Source organism: Corynebacterium sp. DNF00584 (assembly GCF_001552965.1).
In the GTDB taxonomy this organism is placed as follows: domain Bacteria; phylum Actinomycetota; class Actinomycetes; order Mycobacteriales; family Mycobacteriaceae; genus Corynebacterium; species Corynebacterium phoceense.
Genome location: NZ_KQ959765.1, coordinates 20,708 through 37,989 on the forward strand (window position 1 = coordinate 20,708; position 17,282 = coordinate 37,989).

Genomic DNA, 17,282 nt, shown 5'->3' on the forward strand with positions numbered 1-17,282 from the left:
GTGGAGAGGTATCTCTTTAAACCTTAAAACTTAACACGCAATCCTGGGATTCCTAATAGACCGTGGCCGTTTCCAGCAGATGGTTCCAGTGACATGTAGGACACACTTCCACGGCATGGACGGTGAATTCCTCCCCGCGGGCGGCGAGCTCCGCGCCGATCTCCGCGACTTCGGCGGGCGGGCGGGCGCTCCCGGCGCGCCGTCCGAGGACGTCGCCGAAGATCCAATACGTCACGCGCATGGGACTCGCGCAGATCGGACACGGACGCGGGGAGTCCACGCCGTGATGGGTGGCGGCGGCGCGCAGCAAGAAGTCCGCGTCGCAGATCTCATCGCGCTGGAGCCTGCCGTCCCGAAAATCGCGCAGGTGCGCCGCCCGCTCCCACGCGTGGGAGACAGGGTGCTTGGTTCGAACTCCGGGAATCACGGCACCCAGCCTAACCCACGCCTCCCCGCACTGGGCTTCAACGATCCAGTCTCTCCAGGTCCCCACTTCTGGTAAATTCCCCGCTAGCTTGGCTCCCGGAAGCGCGATAGTCGCGCGGAAAGGAAATACATCAATGTCACAGAAGGTGCGCGTCGCCATTGCCGGCGTGGGCAACTGCGCCACGTCGCTCATCCAGGGCGTGGAGTTCTACCGCGACACCCCGGCGGAGCAGAAGATCCCGGGGCTCATGCACACCGTCTTCGGCGGCTACCACGTGGGCGACGTCGAATTCGTCGCTGCCTTTGATGTGGACGCGGCCAAGGTGGGCCACAACCTCGCAGACGCCACCCGCACGGAGACGTCCTGCACGATCACCATCGCGGACATCCCGGAGTTGGGCGTGACCGTCCAGCGCGGCCCGACGCTCGACGGCCTGGGCACGCACTACCGCGAGGTCATCGAGGAGTCCGAGGCCGAGCCGGTGAACGTGGCGCAGGCGCTGCGCGACGCCCAGGTGGACGTCCTCGTGTCCTACCTGCCAGTGGGCTCGGAGGAGGCGGATAAGTTCTACGCTCAGGCCGCGCTCGACGCAGGCTGCGCCTTCGTCAACGCCCTCCCCGTCTTCATCGCCTCGGATCCGGAGTGGGCCCAGAAGTTTACGGACGCGGGCGTGCCCATCGTGGGCGACGACATCAAGAGCCAGGTGGGTGCCACGATTACCCACCGCGTCCTGGCCAAGCTCTTCGAGGACCGCGGCGTGCGCCTTGACCGCACCATGCAGCTCAACGTGGGCGGCAACATGGACTTCAAGAACATGCTCGACCGCACGCGCCTGGAGTCGAAGAAGGTCTCCAAGACTCAGGCGGTGACCTCCAACCTCCACGAGTCCCCGCTCGCGGGCAAGGTCCATGACCACAACGTCCACATCGGCCCCTCGGACTACGTGCCGTGGCTGGACGACCGCAAGTGGGCCTACGTGCGCCTCGAGGGCTCGGCCTTCGGCGAGGTTCCGCTCAACCTCGAGTACAAGCTGGAGGTCTGGGACTCCCCCAACTCCGCTGGCGTCATCATCGACGCTGTGCGCGCCGCGAAGATTGCACTCGACCGCGGCCTGGGCGGCCCCATCCTGCCTGTCTCCTCCTACCTGATGAAGTCCCCGCCGGTGCAGCTGGGTGACGAGGAGGCCCGCGCACAGCTCGAGGCCTTTATTCGCGGGGAGTAGCCAGAATGCGACGGCTTCGATATATTTAGTTTCTATGAATGAACAAGATGCGGAGTCTCCCTCGAGCTTCGAGGTCGCGCTCGAGGTGAGTACGGAGCTGCAGCCGGCGCTTAACAAGCTCATGGTCATCTTCCAGCGCACGACGGAGGGCTCGCGGCTTACCACCTCGCAGGTTTCCATCATGAACCAGCTCAAGCGCCGCGGCCCGTCCCGGGTGTCCGCCATCGCGGAAGCCGAACTCATTCGCATGCCCACCGCTTCGAATGCCCTGTATCAGCTGGAGTCGCGCGGCTTCGTCGAGCGCATGCGGGATGAAAAGGATCGCCGCGGCGTCCTCGTCGCACTCACGGAATTGGGCGAGGCCGAACTCAACACCGTCTCCCGCCAACGTGCGGAAGCACTCGCGGAAATTCTTCGCTGGCTCGAGCCCGAGGATCTGGAGACGGCGAACGAGTTCACGGGTCTTATCAGCCGCCTGGCTACCGTTTATCAGCCGCCGCGATTTTCCCAAAACGGATAGGGGCCGCTAATAATAGAGGAAAGCACGCTCCTCATTGATTCGGTGACTATGGCTAAAAATTCCGCGGCATTCCCACCCGCTCTGGCAGACCCTTCGGTTCCCCTGCGTCTTCTCGTCTTGTGGAACCCGGCCACGCCTGGCGCGGAGCAGTCCACCGGCGCCATCGACGTCGCCGCGTGGCTCGGCCGCAGCACCCGCGTACGCGTGCGCGTCGCCTCCACCTTCGTGCAACCCTGGGCGTCGGCCCCACTCGCCAAGCTGGGCGGCAAGTATAAAAAGTGGCTCAAGGCAGAATCGTCCGCCTACGCAGATGCCGTACGCAAGCGGCTCGCAGACTCCACACTGGAGAAGAAGCACTGGGACAAAGAGCCCTCCGCCCTCCTCGTCGGCCCCAGCCAGCCACGTTTGCTTACCGATGCCGCCGCGGACTTCAAGGCGGACATTATCCTGCTCGGCCCCCATCAGGCCGCGCCCAAGCACCGCCTCCTCGCGGGGTCTACCGCAGATAGCCTCTTGCACTACTCCCCCGTCGCCGTAGGGCTTACTCCCGCTGACGCCAAGCTCGCCAAGGGCGGCGTGAAGCGCATCAACTTTGCGTTCAGCGAAGACCACCACGAGGGACAAGACCGCGCCCTGCGCCAGGCAGCCTCGCTCGCCGCACGCCTCGACGTCCCGCTGCGTCTCGTCGCGTTCTCACCCACCGGGCTCATCCACCCGCCGCTCAATGCGCAAGTCGACGTCACGAAGAAGCTCGCCACGGAGTGGCACGAGCACACGCTCTCCCTTCTCGATCGCGCGACGGATCTCGTCCAGGACGAGTTCCCGCAGCTCGAGGTCTCCTCCGTACTCGGCTCCGGCGCGGGCTGGCAAGGCGCCGTGGACGCGGTGAAGTGGAAGAAATCTGACCTCATGGTTTTCGGTTCCAACCCCATCTCGCCCTTTGCCCGCGTCTTCTTGGGCTCGCACGCCACGGAGCTCCTCCCCCACCTCATGGTCCCCGTCATCGTCATTCCGGCTGAGGTTTAGACTTCAACTATGACCAGGCCTGAGCATCCGGAAAACGACCTCGACTCGCTCCTTGATTCCATGAACAAGCAGCCGCCCGAGCCACATACGTTCGACGAGCTTGCCGATGCCCCCGATCCCCTCAAGCTCGCCCGCGCCTCCCGCCGCTCCACGCGGCAGGCCATCATCTTCCCGCTCCTCATCGTCGCTGTCTCGCTGCTCATCGGCCTCGGCTCGCTACCGATTATCCGCTCCTTCGGCGGGCCGCTCTGCGCAACCGGCGAGGCAGACTGGCTGTGCACCGACACCGCCCGCTGGCTCTGGATGCCGCTGGCCATGCTCACCCCCACCCTCGGCATGGTGGGCTCCGGCGTCATCATGATGCGCAAGCTCAACGGCTACGTCCGCTGGTTCGTCTGGATGGGCACCTTCTGGTTCTGCGCCCTGCACTTCATGCTCTGGGGCATCGACGTCCTCCAGGTGTTCCTCAACGCCCAGAACCTCTAAGCTCCCCAGTTCCTTGCGCAAGGAACGGACTTAGGACGCGAGCTGGGCTGCGACCTCCGCGCAGTCCGGACGGCCGCAGTGCTGCGTCTCGACATGCGAGGCGCAGTCATCGCAGATGAGCACCTGGCGGCGGCAAGTGTCCTCGTTGATGCAGTTGTGGAAGGTATTGGTCGCCGAACCGCAGTGGACGCAGTAACCGAGCTGGATAAAGCCGGGGTCTTCGAGGCCCTGGCCAAACTCGTGGTGCATGCGGCCGTCGAAGACGTAGAGCGAGCCCTCCCACAGCCCGTCATTGCCGAACTTCTCGCCGTAGCGGACGATACCGCCGTCGATTTGGTAGACCTCTTTGAAGCCGCGGTTCTTCATGAGCGAGGAAAGAATCTCGCAGCGAATGCCACCTGTGCAGTAGGACACGACCGGCTTGTCCTTCATCCAGTCGTACTTGCCGGACTCGAGTTCCTCGATAAAGTCGTGCGTCGTGGTGACATCCGGGACGACGGCGCCTTTGAACTTGCCGATCTCGGCTTCCATTGCGTTGCGGCCATCGAAGAAGACGACCTCGTCGCCGCGCTCTTCCACCAGCTTGTTGACTTCTTCTGGCTTGAGGTGGACGCCGCCGCCGATGACGCCGTTCTCGTCGACCTTAAGCTCGCCCGGCGCGCCGAAGGCCACGATCTCGTCGCGGACCTTGACGGACAAGCGCGGGAAGTCGTCTGCGCCGCCCTCGGACCACTTGAACTCCATGTTTTTGAAGCCCGGGTACTCCTTGGTCACGCGCACGTAGCGCTTACACGCCTCCATGTCGCCGCCCACGGTGCCGTTGATGCCATGCTCGGAGATGAGGATGCGCCCCTTGAGTCCCAGGGACTCGCACAGGGTGCGCTGCCACAACATGACGGCCGTGGGATCCGCGATGGGAGTAAAGGCGTAGTAGAGGAGAATTTTGCTGATGCTCACGCCTGCAATTCTAAGCGTGAGCACAGCAGATTCCAGAATTTAGCGCTTCTGGTAGAGCGCGGACTTACGCGCGAAGACCGGGTCCGAGGTGACGAGCACGCCGAGGTTGCGGAAGATGCCCTCGTCAACGGAACCCAGGATGGTCGTCGTGTGGACGTCACAGCCCTCGAGGTTCTTGAGCTGCTCGAGTGCCAGGCGCGCGTGCTCGTCCTTGGCGGCCGACACAGACAGGGCGATGAGCACCTCGTCCGTGTGCAGGCGCGGGTTGCGTGAGCCCAGGTGCTTCGTCTTCAGCGTCTGAATCGGCTCGATGGACTCCGGCGAGAGCAGGTGGATGTCATCATCGATGCCTGCAAGGTGCTTAAGCGCGTTAAGCAGCATGGACGAGGAACAGCCGAGCAGTTCGCTCGTGCGGCCGGTGATGATGGTGGCATCGGCAAGCTCGATGGTGGCAGCGGGCTCGCCGGTCTCCTCGGCCTTGGCGCGGGCCGGGGCCACGACGGGACGGTCGGTGGCCTTGATGCCAGCCTTCGCCATGACGACGGCGGCGCGATCCGACATCGTGGTGTCGAGGCCCAGGCGGGCTTCCTCGACGAGCGCCTTGAAGTAGCGGCGGATGATCTCCTGCTGCGAGGCGGCGCGGCAGACCTCGTCGTCCGTGATACAGAAGCCGGCCATATTGACGCCCATGTCCGTGGGCGACTGGTAGGGCGTGCCGCCGGTGAGCTTCTCCAGCATGGTCTTGAGCAGCGGGAAGGCCTCGACGTCGCGGTTGTAATTGACCGTGGACTCGCCATGGGCAGTGAGGTGGAAGTGGTCGATGATATTCGCGTCGTTGAGATCGACCGTTGCGGCCTCGTACGCGAGGTTGACGGGGTGCTCGAGCGGCAGGTTCCAGATGGGGAAGGTCTCAAACTTCGCGTAACCGGCCTTCACGCCGCCCCGGATCTCGTGATAGACCTGGCTCATCGCGGTAGCAAGCTTGCCGGAGCCGGGGCCCGGGGCGGTGACAACGACAAGATCGCGAGTGGTAGGCGCGAACTCGTTGCGGCCGAACCCCTCGTCCGAGACGACGAGGTCGAAGTCCGCCGGGTAGCCCGGGATGACGCGGTGGCGCGAGACCGTAAGCCCCAAGCGCTCGAGGCGATCGATGAACGCCTCCGCCATCTTGTTGCCGTCTTCGAGCTGCGTCATGACGACGTTCTGGACAAGGAAGCCGCGGCCGCGGAAGACGTCGATGAGGCGCAGAACGTCGTCCTCGTACAGGATGCCCAGATCCGCACGGACCTTCTGGCGCTGGATGTCCTTGGCGTTGATGCACACGAGGATTTCGACGTCGTCCTTGATGCGCTCCAACATCGCAATCTTGTTGTCCGGGGTGAAACCGGGCAGGACGCGGGAAGCGTGCATATCGTCGAAGAGTTTGCCACCCATCTCTAGGTAGAGCTTGCCGCCAATCTGTTCGCGGCGGGCGTTGATGTGTTCGGACTGGAGCTCGATGTATTTCTCGCGGTCAAAGCCGATAGCGTGCGTCATGTAGTGGTGCCTTCCGGGGCGCTCGAGGGGTCCATCAAACACCGCGTTGCCGCGGGTCTGGGACGTCTAACATTCCGCACGAAAAGCTTACACCCGTCCGCGTTTCCTTTTTGAAAGCCCAGTTCAACCGCATGATTTCGCCGCCAGACAAGAAAGGAGGAAGCGCCTCGGCGCTGCCAAAAAGTGTAGGGGTGGCAACGAGGGCGCTTCCTCTGGTTCTCTTACAGTGGTGAAGTTTAAAGCCATTCCCAGGCTGTCACTCAGGTGACTAATCATGATTATGCACGAGAAAAGCGAAATCTCCTCAGCATTTTGTTGATATGTCGCCATCTCATGTAAACGATAGAAACATACTCTCCGCGTGAACTGCGTTAACGGCGTCAACTTATGAACGAAACACCATATTATGAATTACATCACACCGCGTCGCGGGCGGCTTGTTGCCCGTATTTTTCACTCGCTTTGCTTCGGCCAAGAGATGGGAGCGCATGGTGATACCAGGAAAGTACGGTAAGCAAGTCTTGCTTTCCATCCCGTGACTACGATAAACATCATGCCCGAAGGTCACCTCATCCATCATCTCGCGAACCGCCTCAACGCAGAGCTGCGCACCGGCCCGCTGAGCGTCACGAGCCCGCAAGGACGCTTCGCCGCTGAGGCCGCACTTCTCGACGGCACGACCATCGACTTCGCAGAGGCCCGTGGCAAGCACCTCTTCATTCACTTCGACGCCCCCTCGCCGGAGCACACCGTCCATATCCACTTAGGCCTCATCGGCAAGCTCTACTTCGAAGCCCCCGAGGATGACTGGGGACACATCCGCCTGCATATCAGCAATGAGACGTTGGCCACGAACCTGCGCGGTCCGCAATGGTGCCGACTCATCACCGACGCTGAATACGACGCCGCGCTGAAGAAGATCGGCCAAGATCCCGTGCGCGAGGACGCCGACCCAGAGTTTCTCTGGACCAAGGTGCACCGCTCCGCACGTTCCGTAGGCTCGTTGCTCATGGACCAACACCTCTTTGCCGGGGTGGGCAATATCTACCGTGCGGAGGTCCTCTTCCGCCAGGGCATCTCACCGTTCACGCCGGGCAAGGAGCTCACGCGCGCAGAATTCGACGCCCTGTGGGACGACCTCGTGACACTCATGCGGATTGGCGTGCGCGACGCCCGTATCGACACGGTCCGTCCCGAGCACACGCCGGAGGCCATGGGCCGCCCGCCGCGCAAGGACGACCACGGCGGCGAGGTCTACGTCTACCGCCGCGAAGGCATGGCCTGCTACGTGTGCGGCTCCCCCATCCACGAACAGACCATGGAGGGGCGCAACCTTTTCTGGTGCCCCACGTGCCAGCCAAGGCAATCAGCGTAAACGACTCCACGCACGTTTGTCCGCGCCCAGCTGTTAAAAGTCGGGCCAGGCGAGGTAGGTGCTAGTCGACATGACTCCAGTCTCTCATCTTTTGGGAATAATGGGTCCCGTGTGTGGCCGTGATGTCCTTTTCAGCACGCCCGAATAGCTCGGGGCGCCATGCGACGCCGCACCGGGCAGCAGCGGGTCGCGGTGGCCGGGAAGGCGCCGCAGGAGAATTACAACATCGCGCCCACTCATACGATGCCGGTGCTGCGGCCGTTTCGTGGGGTTCCGACCCTCGGGCCGGCGGTGTGGGGCTAACCGCCGAAGACTGTCTTCAAAGCCCACGGTGAGACGGCTTTCGACAAGCCAACCTTCGCAGGGTCGGAGCCGTGTGTGTTCATCACGGAAGGTTGGTACGAGTGGACGGCCGATGATGACCCCGCGCCGGGGACCAGCGGAAGCAGCCCTGGTTCATGTACGCCGGTGGAGGCCGATTTTTATTGCTGGGCTGTGTAAGGCGGTAAATGGGGTGGTGTACGCGACGATGGTGACCACGGCGGCCGCCCCGGAAATGAAGTGGTTGCATCACCGGATGCCGCGGGTGCTGGTGTCGGGAGAAAGGGTTGGGGAGGCCGTGGTGCGGGGAGCGCTGATGGTTCGAGCCACGCGGTCGATTAGATGTGCCGCTGGCTTGAGGGTAATGAAGTGACTTTGCGGGAGATGGCAGTAGGGCCGCCCGGGCACAGGTTGGGTGGCCTGGTGAGCGAGAAGGCGGATAAGGTGGGCGGCAACGTGGCTAACAACGGTCCGCATTTGATGGGGCGGTAGTCCGATGCACTGGGGTTGAGGGTGGGGCGAAGCCGGGGTTCGTATGCCCGGAAGCCGCGGCGGGGAGCTGGGGAATAGTGCGTTTCTTGTGGGGTGGGAATGCGGAAGCGGCGGGGCGCGGGGTGGTCCCCGCGGCTCCCGCCGCTTCTATGTTGGGTCAGTGTTGAGGTCGGGTGGCCTCAGCGCTGGCCCTGGGTGCGCTGTTTAGTCCTGGCGCTTGCGCAGAGTCATCAATGCCGTTCCGACGAGGATCAGCAGTGCTGCGATCCCTACCGGAATAGCGACGTTTGCGCCGGTGCGTGCCAGTGCGGACTGGCTGCTGGACTCCGCCTGCTCCGGCTGGCTGCCCTGTTGGCCGGAGCCGCCGGAGCTGCCACCCGAGTTGCCCGGAGCGGCTGGCTGCTCGCTCGGCTTCTCGGACTCGCCTGGCTTGCCCGGCTCACCTGGCTCACCCGGCTTGCCCGGCTTGCCCGGCTCACCTGGCTTACCCGGCTTACCCGGCTCACCTGGCTTACCCGGCTTACCCGGCTCACCCGGCTTACCCGGCTTACCCGGCTCACCCGGCTTGCCCGGCTTACCTGGCTCGCTCGGCTTCTCACTCGGGGTAGACGGCTCACTCGGCTTCTCACTCGGAGTGGACGGCTCACTCGGCTTCTCACCCGGAGTAGACGGCTCACTCGGCTTCTCACCCGGAGTAGACGGCTCACTCGGCTTCTCACCCGGCGTGGACGGCTCGCTTGGGTCCGTCGGCTTGTCGCAGTTGCACTTGGTGCCCACACGGATCTTACGATCCTGCTTTCCCTGCGTGATGGTCTCGGAGGTTTCCGGATCGCCGACCGGTACGCCGTTCTCCAGCTTCCAGGTCTTGGTGATCTCCTTCGAGCCCTTCTTCCCCGCTTGATCCTCGACGACCTCGCCCGCTTCGAGGTTCGGGTCGTATTCAATCAGCGTGTCGTACGGAATTTCTTCCGTGTGCGTATCCGTCAACTCAGTCTTGCTTTCGGCAGGACCGACCTCGATGATTCGTGGCGACGGCGTGCTGATCTCGGACGTGGACTCGTCCTTCTTGACCTCGCCGTTGTTAACGGTCACCGTGACGGTGTGCTCGATCTCGCCCGGGGTGCCCTCCTGGATGACCTTTTGCTCGCCCGGCTGCAAATTCGGGTTGACGCGGATCTCGGTCTCAAATGGGGTCTTCTCAGTCCACTTGACCTCGGTAGAGGCAGGGTCGACCTTGGTGCCCACGCGGATGACCGCGTTGGTCGGCTCCTTGGTGCGCTCAGTAGTCACGGACGGCTCGCCGGACGGCTTGCCATCCACGATCTTCTGGGTGGAGGTGACAACCTCGGTACCCAACTCGCCCTGCTGGTCGACGACCTGCTCGCCGGCCTTCAGGTTCGGGTCGAAGACGATCTTCGTCTCGAACGGAACCGGCTTCTCAATCTTGGTGATGACCTCAGAATCCTCGGCGCCCGGGCCGTACTCGATGATCTCGTTGACCGGGTCCTTGGTCTGCTTCTCCTCAGGGGTCACAGTTGCCTGGTCGCCCTTAGCGGTGAAGTCCGCGGTGTAGGTCTTCTCGCCAGGCTCGCCCTTCTGGACGACCTTGATCTCACCCGGCTTGAGCTCCGGGTTCGGACGGGTTTCAACTTCAAACGGCACCTGGGCAGTCCAGGTGACCTTCTTGGAGACCTCGGATGGCTTGGTGCCGACCTTGATCACCTGATCCACCGGCTCCTCGGTGATTTCCTCAGTGATCTGCGGGTCGCCCGGCTTGGAGTTGATGATGTCACGCTTGATCGTCACCTTCTTCTTGCCTGGCTTGCCCTCGGTGACAGTCTCAGACGTGCCAGCCGGCATGTTCGGATCAAACTCGACCTTCACACCGAACGGGATTTCAGATTCCACGGTCTCGGTGGTCTCACCGGTGGTCTTCGTGCCAACACGGATAACCTGCTTGACCGGCTCCTTGGTGCGCTCATTAGTCACCTTAGGATCGCCGGACGGCTTGCCGTCCACAATCTTCTGCGTCGAAGTTTCGACCTCGGTTCCGAGCTGCCCTTCCTGATCGACGACCTGAGTACCCTTTTCCAGGGTGTTGTCGAAGACAATTTCAGTCTCAAACGGAATTGGCTTCTCGGTCTTGGTCACTAGTTCCGATGGCTCCACGCCGGGACCATACTCAACAATGCGAGTAACAGGTTCCTTCGTGGTCTTCTCCTCGGCTACCTCAGCCTTGTCACCCTTGGCGGTGAACTTAGCGGTGTAGGTCTTCTCGCCGTTTTCGCCCTCCTGGACGACCCTGGTTTCACCAGGTGCCAGGTCCGGGTTCTCGCGAACCTCGGTCGGGTACGGGATCGGAACCTTCCAGGTCACGTCCTTGGCGCTCTCCGCAGGCTTAGTGCCAACGACAACGACCTCGTTGACCGGCGCCTTAGTCCGCTCCCAGGTACCGTCCTTGTGCATCTTCTCGGAGCCCGGCTCGCCCTCGGTCTCGACCTTGTAGGTCCCTGCAGGGATGGTGTTGTCATATTTGTACTCGACCTTGAATGACACCTCACGCGTCGGAACGTCGACAACGTTGACCACAGCGTATGCGGTGTCCTCAGACCCGTCCTCGTAGGTCACGGTGACCGGAATTTTGACTTGGTCACCCGGCTTCGCATCCGCCGGTGCGGTTGCAGTGATCTCACCATTGTCGTCAATGGTGGCCGTCCAACCCGCCGGGAGTGTACCCAGCTTGTAAGGGTTTTCCTTAGCGACGCTGACATTGTCCGGCTTGTCGAGGTTCAACGGCAGCTTTGCGGTTTCACCCGGGTACACGGTCTCAACCGGGTAAGACGGCTCCGCCTCCCAATTGTTGGTCAGTTTCACGACGGTGGTGACGGGCACCTTCGGGGTCGAGCCGTCCGGAGCTGTAACAGTGACGGTGACGGTGCTCTGGTCACCCGGCTTAGCGTGTGCCGGCGGGGTGGAAGTGACTACACCGGTGTTCGGGTCGACCTTGTAATTCCAGCCGTCAACCTCCTGCTCGGTGATTGGCTCGTCATTGTCGTCAACGCCGAAGGAGAACTTCGACCCCTTCGGAGCGTCCTGGACCTGGTGATCCACAGCTTTGTTCGGGCCGGTGACCTTGACGTCGTAGGTCGGAGCAATATCGCTCTTGAGCACAACGACGGTGCCCTTGACCTGCTGCGGCTTGTCGGCGTTGTCGTAGTATGCGAGCACCGGAACGTTCAAGATGTAGCCCTCGGGTGCTGTCCGCGGGATCGCAGTGGTGATCTCGCCAGTGGTCTCGTCGATCTTGACGGTCCACGTACCGCTATCGTCAGTGTAGGTGAACTCCGTCTTGCCGTCCTCGAAGGTGTAGCGCTTCGGGGCTTCATCGGTCGTGTTGCCACTCAGGCCACGCTCGGGAAGCGTCGGCGTCAGGGTGACCTTGTGTCCGGGTCTATCAGTCACCGTGTCGTAATCGGGGATCTTGATGTCCACGATCGCCTGGAACTGGACCTCAATCTCATCCGTGGTCTGGTCCGGGTAAGTAGCCTTCACCTTCGGAGTAATGATGGTGCCCGGTGCGACGGTATCGTCTGCCTTCGCGGTGACCTTGCCGGTCTCATCGACGGTGACGGTCCAGCCTTCAGGCACAGTGGACGGGTCGACCTCGAACTTGGCTGGGTGAACTGGCTTGTGGCCCTTCATGATGGACTTGGTGCCCACCTGGGCGGTCAAATCTTGGCCAATCTTGCCCTTCGTGAGGCCGGGGCGCACCAGGTCAGTGACCTGGGTGTTGTTCGGGTCGACCACGACGAGCAACTCGAGCTCATCAGTGGAACCGTTGGAGTACTCAACAATAACCTTCGGGCGCGCGAAAGTGCCCGGCTTCGGGTTTTCTGGGGCAGTGACGGTGACGTTGTAGTCCTCGTCCATCTCGACGGTCCAGCCCTCGTAGACGTACTTCTCGTCGAGCGTGACTTTGGCCTCGAAACCGCCGTCGCCCTTCTTCTTCGCTAGGTCCTTAATCAGGTCTGGGACCTGGGTGAAAGTGACCTTCTGCGGCTCGGTAGCCAGTGGGCCGGTTGCGCTATCGACACCCGAGATGATCGAGGCATCCGTCTTGTCGTACTGCGGGTTGTGATACTCGGTGTCATCCAGAGAGAACGCTTTGGAGTCGATGACGTTCGCCTTGTTATAGCGAGTCAGCGAGTTAGAGCTGTCGAAGACTTGGGTATTGCCGAATTCATTGTTGTTTTCACCAGCAGCCTGGAGCTGATCCACGGTACGTGGCTTCGCCAGAACGGAGAAGTTCACGTTCTTGTCGGTCGCCTGGTCCGTACCACGGTACTCAGGCCAGGTGAAATAGATATCGCCGTTGTCATCAATACGCAACATCTGTGTGCCGCCCGAAGCAGCTACGTCAGAGGTGCCGATGAACTTGCCGTTGCCGTCGTAGGCCTCCACGACCATGCGGGACATCGAGTCGTCCGTACCACCGTTCTGCACAGCGGGAACGTTGATCTTACCGACCTTGGTTTCCTCACCAGGGACGATCACATGCTTCTCGAAAGTCTCCCACGACACCGTGATCGGGTTACATTCGATGTTCTCGCTCGGCCACGGGTTGATAACAGCACTGAATTGCGCGCTGCCTCCCTTGGTAACCTGAGGGCCGGAAGTTTGGTCTTTCGTGTAGTTGCCCTGCCAGGCGTAACGTACAGGGTTATCGGCAGTGGCCGAAGCGAACTGCTTGACCTTCTCATCGGTCAGCTCTGCTTCGAGGTTCACGTTTCGTTGCGGACCAGAAGCAGTAATCTTGATGTTCTCGTCGGCCTTATGGGTGACGTTCTCGCCGAGGAAGGTTTGACCGACTTCCATGGATAGCACCTCACCGCGATTCAGGGGCATGCGGCCAGAATTAGTAAAGCCCCAATCCGCGAACGTGCGATCCTTCGAGTTATCAAAGGAAATACTCAAACCCCACCGGGTCTTGTCAGGACTGTCCGCACCTGGCTCCGAGGTCTTCCAGGTGAAACCAGCCTGGCTGTGGTCAGGGGTGTCTGACTCTTCAACAACACACGAACCGGCCGGCAGGTCGGACGCCTGTTGTGCGTCCTTCTCTACCGCTCCGGACTTGTCCCGAATGCCGCCGCTCAGTGTGGCAGCGGTGGCCTCAGGGGTGAGGTCGCTGTAAGAGAAAATGCTGAGCGAACCCAGCGCGAGAGTGATGGCGGACAGTGCGGCAACGCCAGTGCGAGGGTGCCGCCGCGAAACCCTGTTCTGAGAGGAGTTCATTCCTCGATCCTTCCGTAAAACTGTGATATCCCGCTGCGTGGAAACGAACGGTCGGGGATGCCTAAGGCCAAATCCGCATCCGTAGCGTGGACTCGCTTGGGGTGCAAAATCTCCTTAGAATACCTTTAAATCATACTCCTTCCAGGGTAAATAAACAATGGGGATTGTGCGCCAAAAGCTATAAAGTCCAGCGTCGGCCGGGTTCTACGACGCAAGAAAGGGGGGCGGCCCCTGAGGTGCGGGCTTAGAAATCCTTTGAGGGGGTGTTAAGGGTTGGACCGTAGCGGAGCGCTACTCGCGCGGGGAATAGAATGGTTCCACACCACGTTGACGCTCTTGGCCCAGCAGAAGGGAACGCTGTCACGATCGCACTCGGCGAAGCGATTGGGAGGAACATACTTCGCAGCCTTTCCCCGACGAAAGCTAATAGGTTGTGGAAGTTCTCTTAAAGTATCGGTGGATGCGTCCATTTCACTCGCATAGCTAGCCGCCGACGTCGCAACCCGTGTGAACTGTAGAAGCTCGGTGAAATTTGCGCGGCCGCACGCTGTACGTTTGGATACTCCATCGCCTTTGAATGCCCCCAAAAGTACGGGACGTTGTCAACAATCGGGCGCATACGCTGCCCCTTCGCCATTGTTATGGAATCGAAATCATCTCGCGTATACAGCTCGTCCCTCTACCTTTAAGCTGTTGGAAGACAGGCGCGCACCATCTCAGTCGACGCGCCGGAGCGCATGGAAGTCGAGAGCCATGCAGCCCGCGCGTCGGCCGAGATGGGTGCGTCTTTTTGTATGCCTTCCGCTATGACGGTCAAAAGGCATACTTGATGAATTTTTGCGCTGCCAGCTGGGAAAATCCGGGCTATTCTGGGGCACATGGAGTCGTACTACTCAGTCCCCACTGTCCGTGCGGCCGAAAAGGCATTGCTCGCCGCCACCGCGCCCGAGCAACTCATGCGCCTGGCCGCGCATGCTGTCGCCCGCGCAGCCGTCCAGATGGTGAGCCCCGGCGCGCCCATCCTCGTCGTCGCCGGCCCCGGCGGCAACGGCGGGGACGGCCTGTACGCGGGCGCGTTCCTGCTGGGCGCGGGGTATTCCGTCGACGCGGTGCTCGCAGCCAATGCCGCGCACGCCCCGGCGCTCGAGGCCTTCAAGCTGGCGGGCGGCTCCGTGCGGGAGGAGCCGGACTATGAGTCGGTCGCCTCGTACGCCCTCATCATCGACGCAGTCGCGGGTCTCGGCGCCGGCCGCGCCATCAGCGCCGCGCACGATGACCTCTTCCGCCAGGCCAAGCACATCCTGTCTGTCGACGTTCCCAGCGGCATCAACGCCGAGACCGGTGTCGCGGCAAGCCCGTGCGTGCATGCCGATGCCACCATTACCTTCGGTGGTCTTCGCCCCGCTCATGCGCTCGCGCCCGAGTGCGGCGAGATCGTCATTGCCGATCTCACGCCGCGCGGCGCCCCGTATAGCTTCAGCGAGGAGCTCCTCCACCGCAGTTGGGAACTCACCACGCGCATCGCATCAGGCATACTCGCCGCCGAGCAGTCCCTGCCACCGCGTTTCACGTGGAACGAGGCCCTAGAAAACGCCCGCACCGATACCGCGGCGGGCCACATTGATACAGAAGAAGGCACGCTGCGCTTGCGGCCTGCCGCGTCCTTCCACGACATCCACGACCCGACTCCGGGGCCAGCGGATGACAAGTACTCCGGCGGGGTCGTCGCCCTGTGCGCCGGCTCCAAGTCCTATGCGGGTGCGGGAATCCTCTGCGCAAGCGGTGCACTGCGGGCCACGCCATCCATGGTGCGCATCATCGGCCGCCGCGACGTCGTCCACGCCCACCCCGAGGTTGTCTACCACGAGGATGTCGCCTCCGCGGGCCGCGCTCAAGCTTGGGTTGTGGGCCCTGGCCGTGGCCTAAAATGCGCGGCGGAGATCCTCCAGGTGCTCATGAAGGGCCAGCCCACGGTCCTCGACGCGGACGCGCTCACCGTCCTGGCCGACAATAAGGCCGTGCGGAAGGCCGTGCGCAATCACCCGCTCGTCGTGCTTACGCCGCATGCCGGTGAGTTCGAACGCATCTACTCCGCCATCTTCGGCTCCTACGAGCCCTCGCGCGGCCGCGCCGTCCTGGCACAGCAACTTGCCGAGGAACTCAGTTGCTTTGTGTTGCTCAAGGGACGCAAGACCATCCTCGCGGGCTACCCGCGCATGCTGCTCGCCGTCGACGCAGGTAATTCCTACGCGGCGACCCCGGGCAGCGGCGACGTGCTCGCGGGCATCATCGGCGCCTGGCTCGCGCACGCCAATCTCGAACACACGCGTCCCGAGGACCGCGCACTCGCAGTGATCGATGCCCTCGGCGAGGCAGTCGCCATCCATGCTCACGCCGCAGCCATTGCGGCGGCGACACCGGAAGGATTGGCGCCGACGACGGCATCGGAAATCGCGCGGTCCATCCCCACCGCCATCGCACGTCTTACCGCCACGCGGCGGTGAGTGCGGCCCACGCCGCGGCGACGCCCACGATTTCCGCACCGATGTAGCCGGGCCAGGGCCCTAGCAGATTGATGACGGACGGACTACCCGGCGCGTGATTGAGGAATCCATAGTTGCCACGGGTCAGCGCGTTCGTGGTCATAGCCGTGGCCATCCACGCAGGCGTGACGGCAACAGCGAAGCGGTAATCGCGCCACGTGGGACGATAGCCCAGTCCGAAACTCAGCGCGAGTGGCGTGGCAAGCGCCGTGATATGGAAGAACCAATACGTCGCAAAGCGCAGGGCCCGCGGTTCGTAGTAGTAGATGACGTCGGGTGTGAGGATAGCCTGCGGGTTGAGCAGGAGGCCCCAGTAGTACGTGAGCGCGAGCGCTTTATCGTTTCCTGTAATAAGTCCTAGTGCGAGCACCGGACGCAGGACGTCGCACAAATGGAGCGGCAAGGACTCGCGAATATCGAATTGCTTGGGGTCAAGGGACGCCGCCGTCCACGCCGTGCCGAGGGCCAGGTGCGTCCAGCCCCACGCCTGCCTGGCTCTCTTCTCATGGCGTGTCCCTCGAAGTCGGCGCGCACCGCTGATGAACCCAGTACACGTGGCGGCCGTCGTGCCCAGCATGGCCCAGTGCGCGCGGCCGAACTGTGGCATGCGCTCATACGTGGTCGCGGTGGGGCGATCGATAAGCCCCTCGACGAGGCGAGTTGTGAGACGGCGAAAGCGGGGTCGAGGCATAACGGGATATGAGGGTACCGAACGAGCGAGAAATTTCTAGCCAACGAAGCCTTAGCTTGTGGGATTTCACGGCATGTTTCTCGGCCACAAATGCTTTGGCCGCGGTCACGAAAGTACGTGTGCCACCTCCACGGCGGGACCACGTAGTCTGCTGTTCCCTGAGCGATGGCCGATAAAGGCCGTTCATGATCTTCACCGCCTCGCCGCGTTGCGCCATGGCTGACAGTTGGCGACTCGTCCCCTTCAACGGTTCACGCATTGGTTCCCCATTTCCCCCGAGATGTGCTTTCACCGTAACTGCACCCGCGTAGGCCGGCAACCGGAAGGATTTTCTAGCCGATTAAGCCGTCATTGTGGCCCCAAATCTTGTGCTTCGTCGGCTAAAAATGCAGGA

12 protein-coding genes are annotated in these 17,282 nt (G+C 62.2%); 7 read left to right on the forward strand and 5 right to left on the reverse strand.

The genetic code is table 11. The annotated features are described in order from the left end of the window. Positions 1–52: 52 nt before the first annotated feature. Positions 53–424: a DUF5318 family protein gene (locus HMPREF0307_RS10120; RefSeq protein WP_066492855.1), complete on the reverse strand. Its 372-nt coding sequence runs from the start codon at positions 422–424 to the stop codon at positions 53–55. 136 nt (positions 425–560) lie between these two features. Here HMPREF0307_RS10120 and HMPREF0307_RS10125 point away from each other — a divergent pair, with 136 nt between their 5' ends. From HMPREF0307_RS10125 to HMPREF0307_RS10140, 4 genes are read left to right on the forward strand one after another with little or no spacing between them, the layout of a single operon-like run. Continuing rightward, complete coding sequence (locus tag HMPREF0307_RS10125) at positions 561–1,649, forward strand: inositol-3-phosphate synthase (protein ID WP_066492577.1); 1,089 nt, start codon at positions 561–563, stop codon at positions 1,647–1,649. 34 nt (positions 1,650–1,683) lie between these two features. Next, positions 1,684–2,169, forward strand: coding sequence for a MarR family winged helix-turn-helix transcriptional regulator (locus HMPREF0307_RS10130; protein ID WP_066492580.1), 486 nt, complete (start codon positions 1,684–1,686; stop codon positions 2,167–2,169). 48 nt (positions 2,170–2,217) lie between these two features. Further along, complete coding sequence (locus HMPREF0307_RS10135; protein ID WP_066492582.1) at positions 2,218–3,195, forward strand: universal stress protein; 978 nt, start codon at positions 2,218–2,220, stop codon at positions 3,193–3,195. 9 nt (positions 3,196–3,204) lie between these two features. Beyond that, complete coding sequence (locus HMPREF0307_RS10140; protein ID WP_066492586.1) at positions 3,205–3,681, forward strand: hypothetical protein; 477 nt, start codon at positions 3,205–3,207, stop codon at positions 3,679–3,681. A gap of 30 nt (positions 3,682–3,711) precedes the next feature. Here the strand turns inward: HMPREF0307_RS10140 and HMPREF0307_RS10145 are convergent, their stop codons facing one another. Both HMPREF0307_RS10145 and HMPREF0307_RS10150 read right to left on the reverse strand, forming a co-directional pair. Continuing rightward, positions 3,712–4,638, reverse strand: coding sequence for an oxygen-dependent tRNA uridine(34) hydroxylase TrhO (locus HMPREF0307_RS10145; RefSeq protein WP_066492587.1), 927 nt, complete (start codon positions 4,636–4,638; stop codon positions 3,712–3,714). A 39-nt stretch (positions 4,639–4,677) separates the two neighbouring features. Continuing rightward, on the reverse strand, positions 4,678–6,174 hold the full coding sequence (locus tag HMPREF0307_RS10150; protein ID WP_066492588.1) for a DUF1846 domain-containing protein: 1,497 nt from the start codon (positions 6,172–6,174) through the stop codon (positions 4,678–4,680). Positions 6,175–6,727: 553 nt separating this feature from the next. On the opposite strand from HMPREF0307_RS10150, the gene HMPREF0307_RS10155 reads away from it, so the two are divergent. Both HMPREF0307_RS10155 and HMPREF0307_RS13365 read left to right on the forward strand, forming a co-directional pair. Then, entirely contained in the window at positions 6,728–7,549 is an 822-nt protein-coding gene (locus HMPREF0307_RS10155) for an Fpg/Nei family DNA glycosylase (protein WP_066492592.1), read from the forward strand. Between the two features lie 418 nt (positions 7,550–7,967). Then, positions 7,968–8,243 carry an SOS response-associated peptidase family protein gene (locus tag HMPREF0307_RS13365; protein WP_231725163.1) on the forward strand — a complete coding sequence of 92 codons (276 nt, stop codon included), beginning with the start codon at positions 7,968–7,970 and terminating at the stop codon, positions 8,241–8,243. A 323-nt stretch (positions 8,244–8,566) separates the two neighbouring features. Here the strand turns inward: HMPREF0307_RS13365 and HMPREF0307_RS10165 are convergent, their stop codons facing one another. Beyond that, positions 8,567–13,654: a G5 domain-containing protein gene (locus HMPREF0307_RS10165; protein ID WP_066492596.1), complete on the reverse strand. Its 5,088-nt coding sequence runs from the start codon at positions 13,652–13,654 to the stop codon at positions 8,567–8,569. Positions 13,655–14,532: 878 nt separating this feature from the next. On the opposite strand from HMPREF0307_RS10165, the gene HMPREF0307_RS10170 reads away from it, so the two are divergent. Next, entirely contained in the window at positions 14,533–16,158 is a 1,626-nt protein-coding gene (locus HMPREF0307_RS10170; RefSeq protein WP_066492597.1) for a bifunctional ADP-dependent NAD(P)H-hydrate dehydratase/NAD(P)H-hydrate epimerase, read from the forward strand. Here HMPREF0307_RS10170 and HMPREF0307_RS10175 read toward each other — a convergent pair. After that, a complete protein-coding gene (locus tag HMPREF0307_RS10175) occupies positions 16,139–16,888 on the reverse strand; it encodes a YwaF family protein (protein WP_231725157.1) in 750 nt (249 codons plus the stop codon). The genes HMPREF0307_RS10170 and HMPREF0307_RS10175 overlap by 20 nt on opposite strands. Positions 16,889–17,282: the final 394 nt, after the last annotated feature.

Bases quoted from the DNA above. Each gene is read 5' to 3' on its own strand.
- HMPREF0307_RS10150 (WP_066492588.1), bottom strand. From the start codon at position 6,174: ATGACGCACGCTATCGGCTTTGACCGCGAGAAATACATCGAGCTCCAG.
- HMPREF0307_RS10130 (WP_066492580.1), top strand. From the start codon at position 1,684: ATGAATGAACAAGATGCGGAGTCTCCCTCGAGCTTCGAGGTCGCGCTC.
- HMPREF0307_RS10165 (WP_066492596.1), bottom strand. From the start codon at position 13,654: ATGAACTCCTCTCAGAACAGGGTTTCGCGGCGGCACCCTCGCACTGGC.
- HMPREF0307_RS10175 (WP_231725157.1), bottom strand. From the start codon at position 16,888: ATGCCTCGACCCCGCTTTCGCCGTCTCACAACTCGCCTCGTCGAGGGG.
- HMPREF0307_RS13365 (WP_231725163.1), top strand. From the start codon at position 7,968: ATGACCCCGCGCCGGGGACCAGCGGAAGCAGCCCTGGTTCATGTACGC.
- HMPREF0307_RS10125 (WP_066492577.1), top strand. From the start codon at position 561: ATGTCACAGAAGGTGCGCGTCGCCATTGCCGGCGTGGGCAACTGCGCC.
- HMPREF0307_RS10155 (WP_066492592.1), top strand. From the start codon at position 6,728: ATGCCCGAAGGTCACCTCATCCATCATCTCGCGAACCGCCTCAACGCA.
- HMPREF0307_RS10140 (WP_066492586.1), top strand. From the start codon at position 3,205: ATGACCAGGCCTGAGCATCCGGAAAACGACCTCGACTCGCTCCTTGAT.
- HMPREF0307_RS10135 (WP_066492582.1), top strand. From the start codon at position 2,218: ATGGCTAAAAATTCCGCGGCATTCCCACCCGCTCTGGCAGACCCTTCG.
- HMPREF0307_RS10170 (WP_066492597.1), top strand. From the start codon at position 14,533: ATGGAGTCGTACTACTCAGTCCCCACTGTCCGTGCGGCCGAAAAGGCA.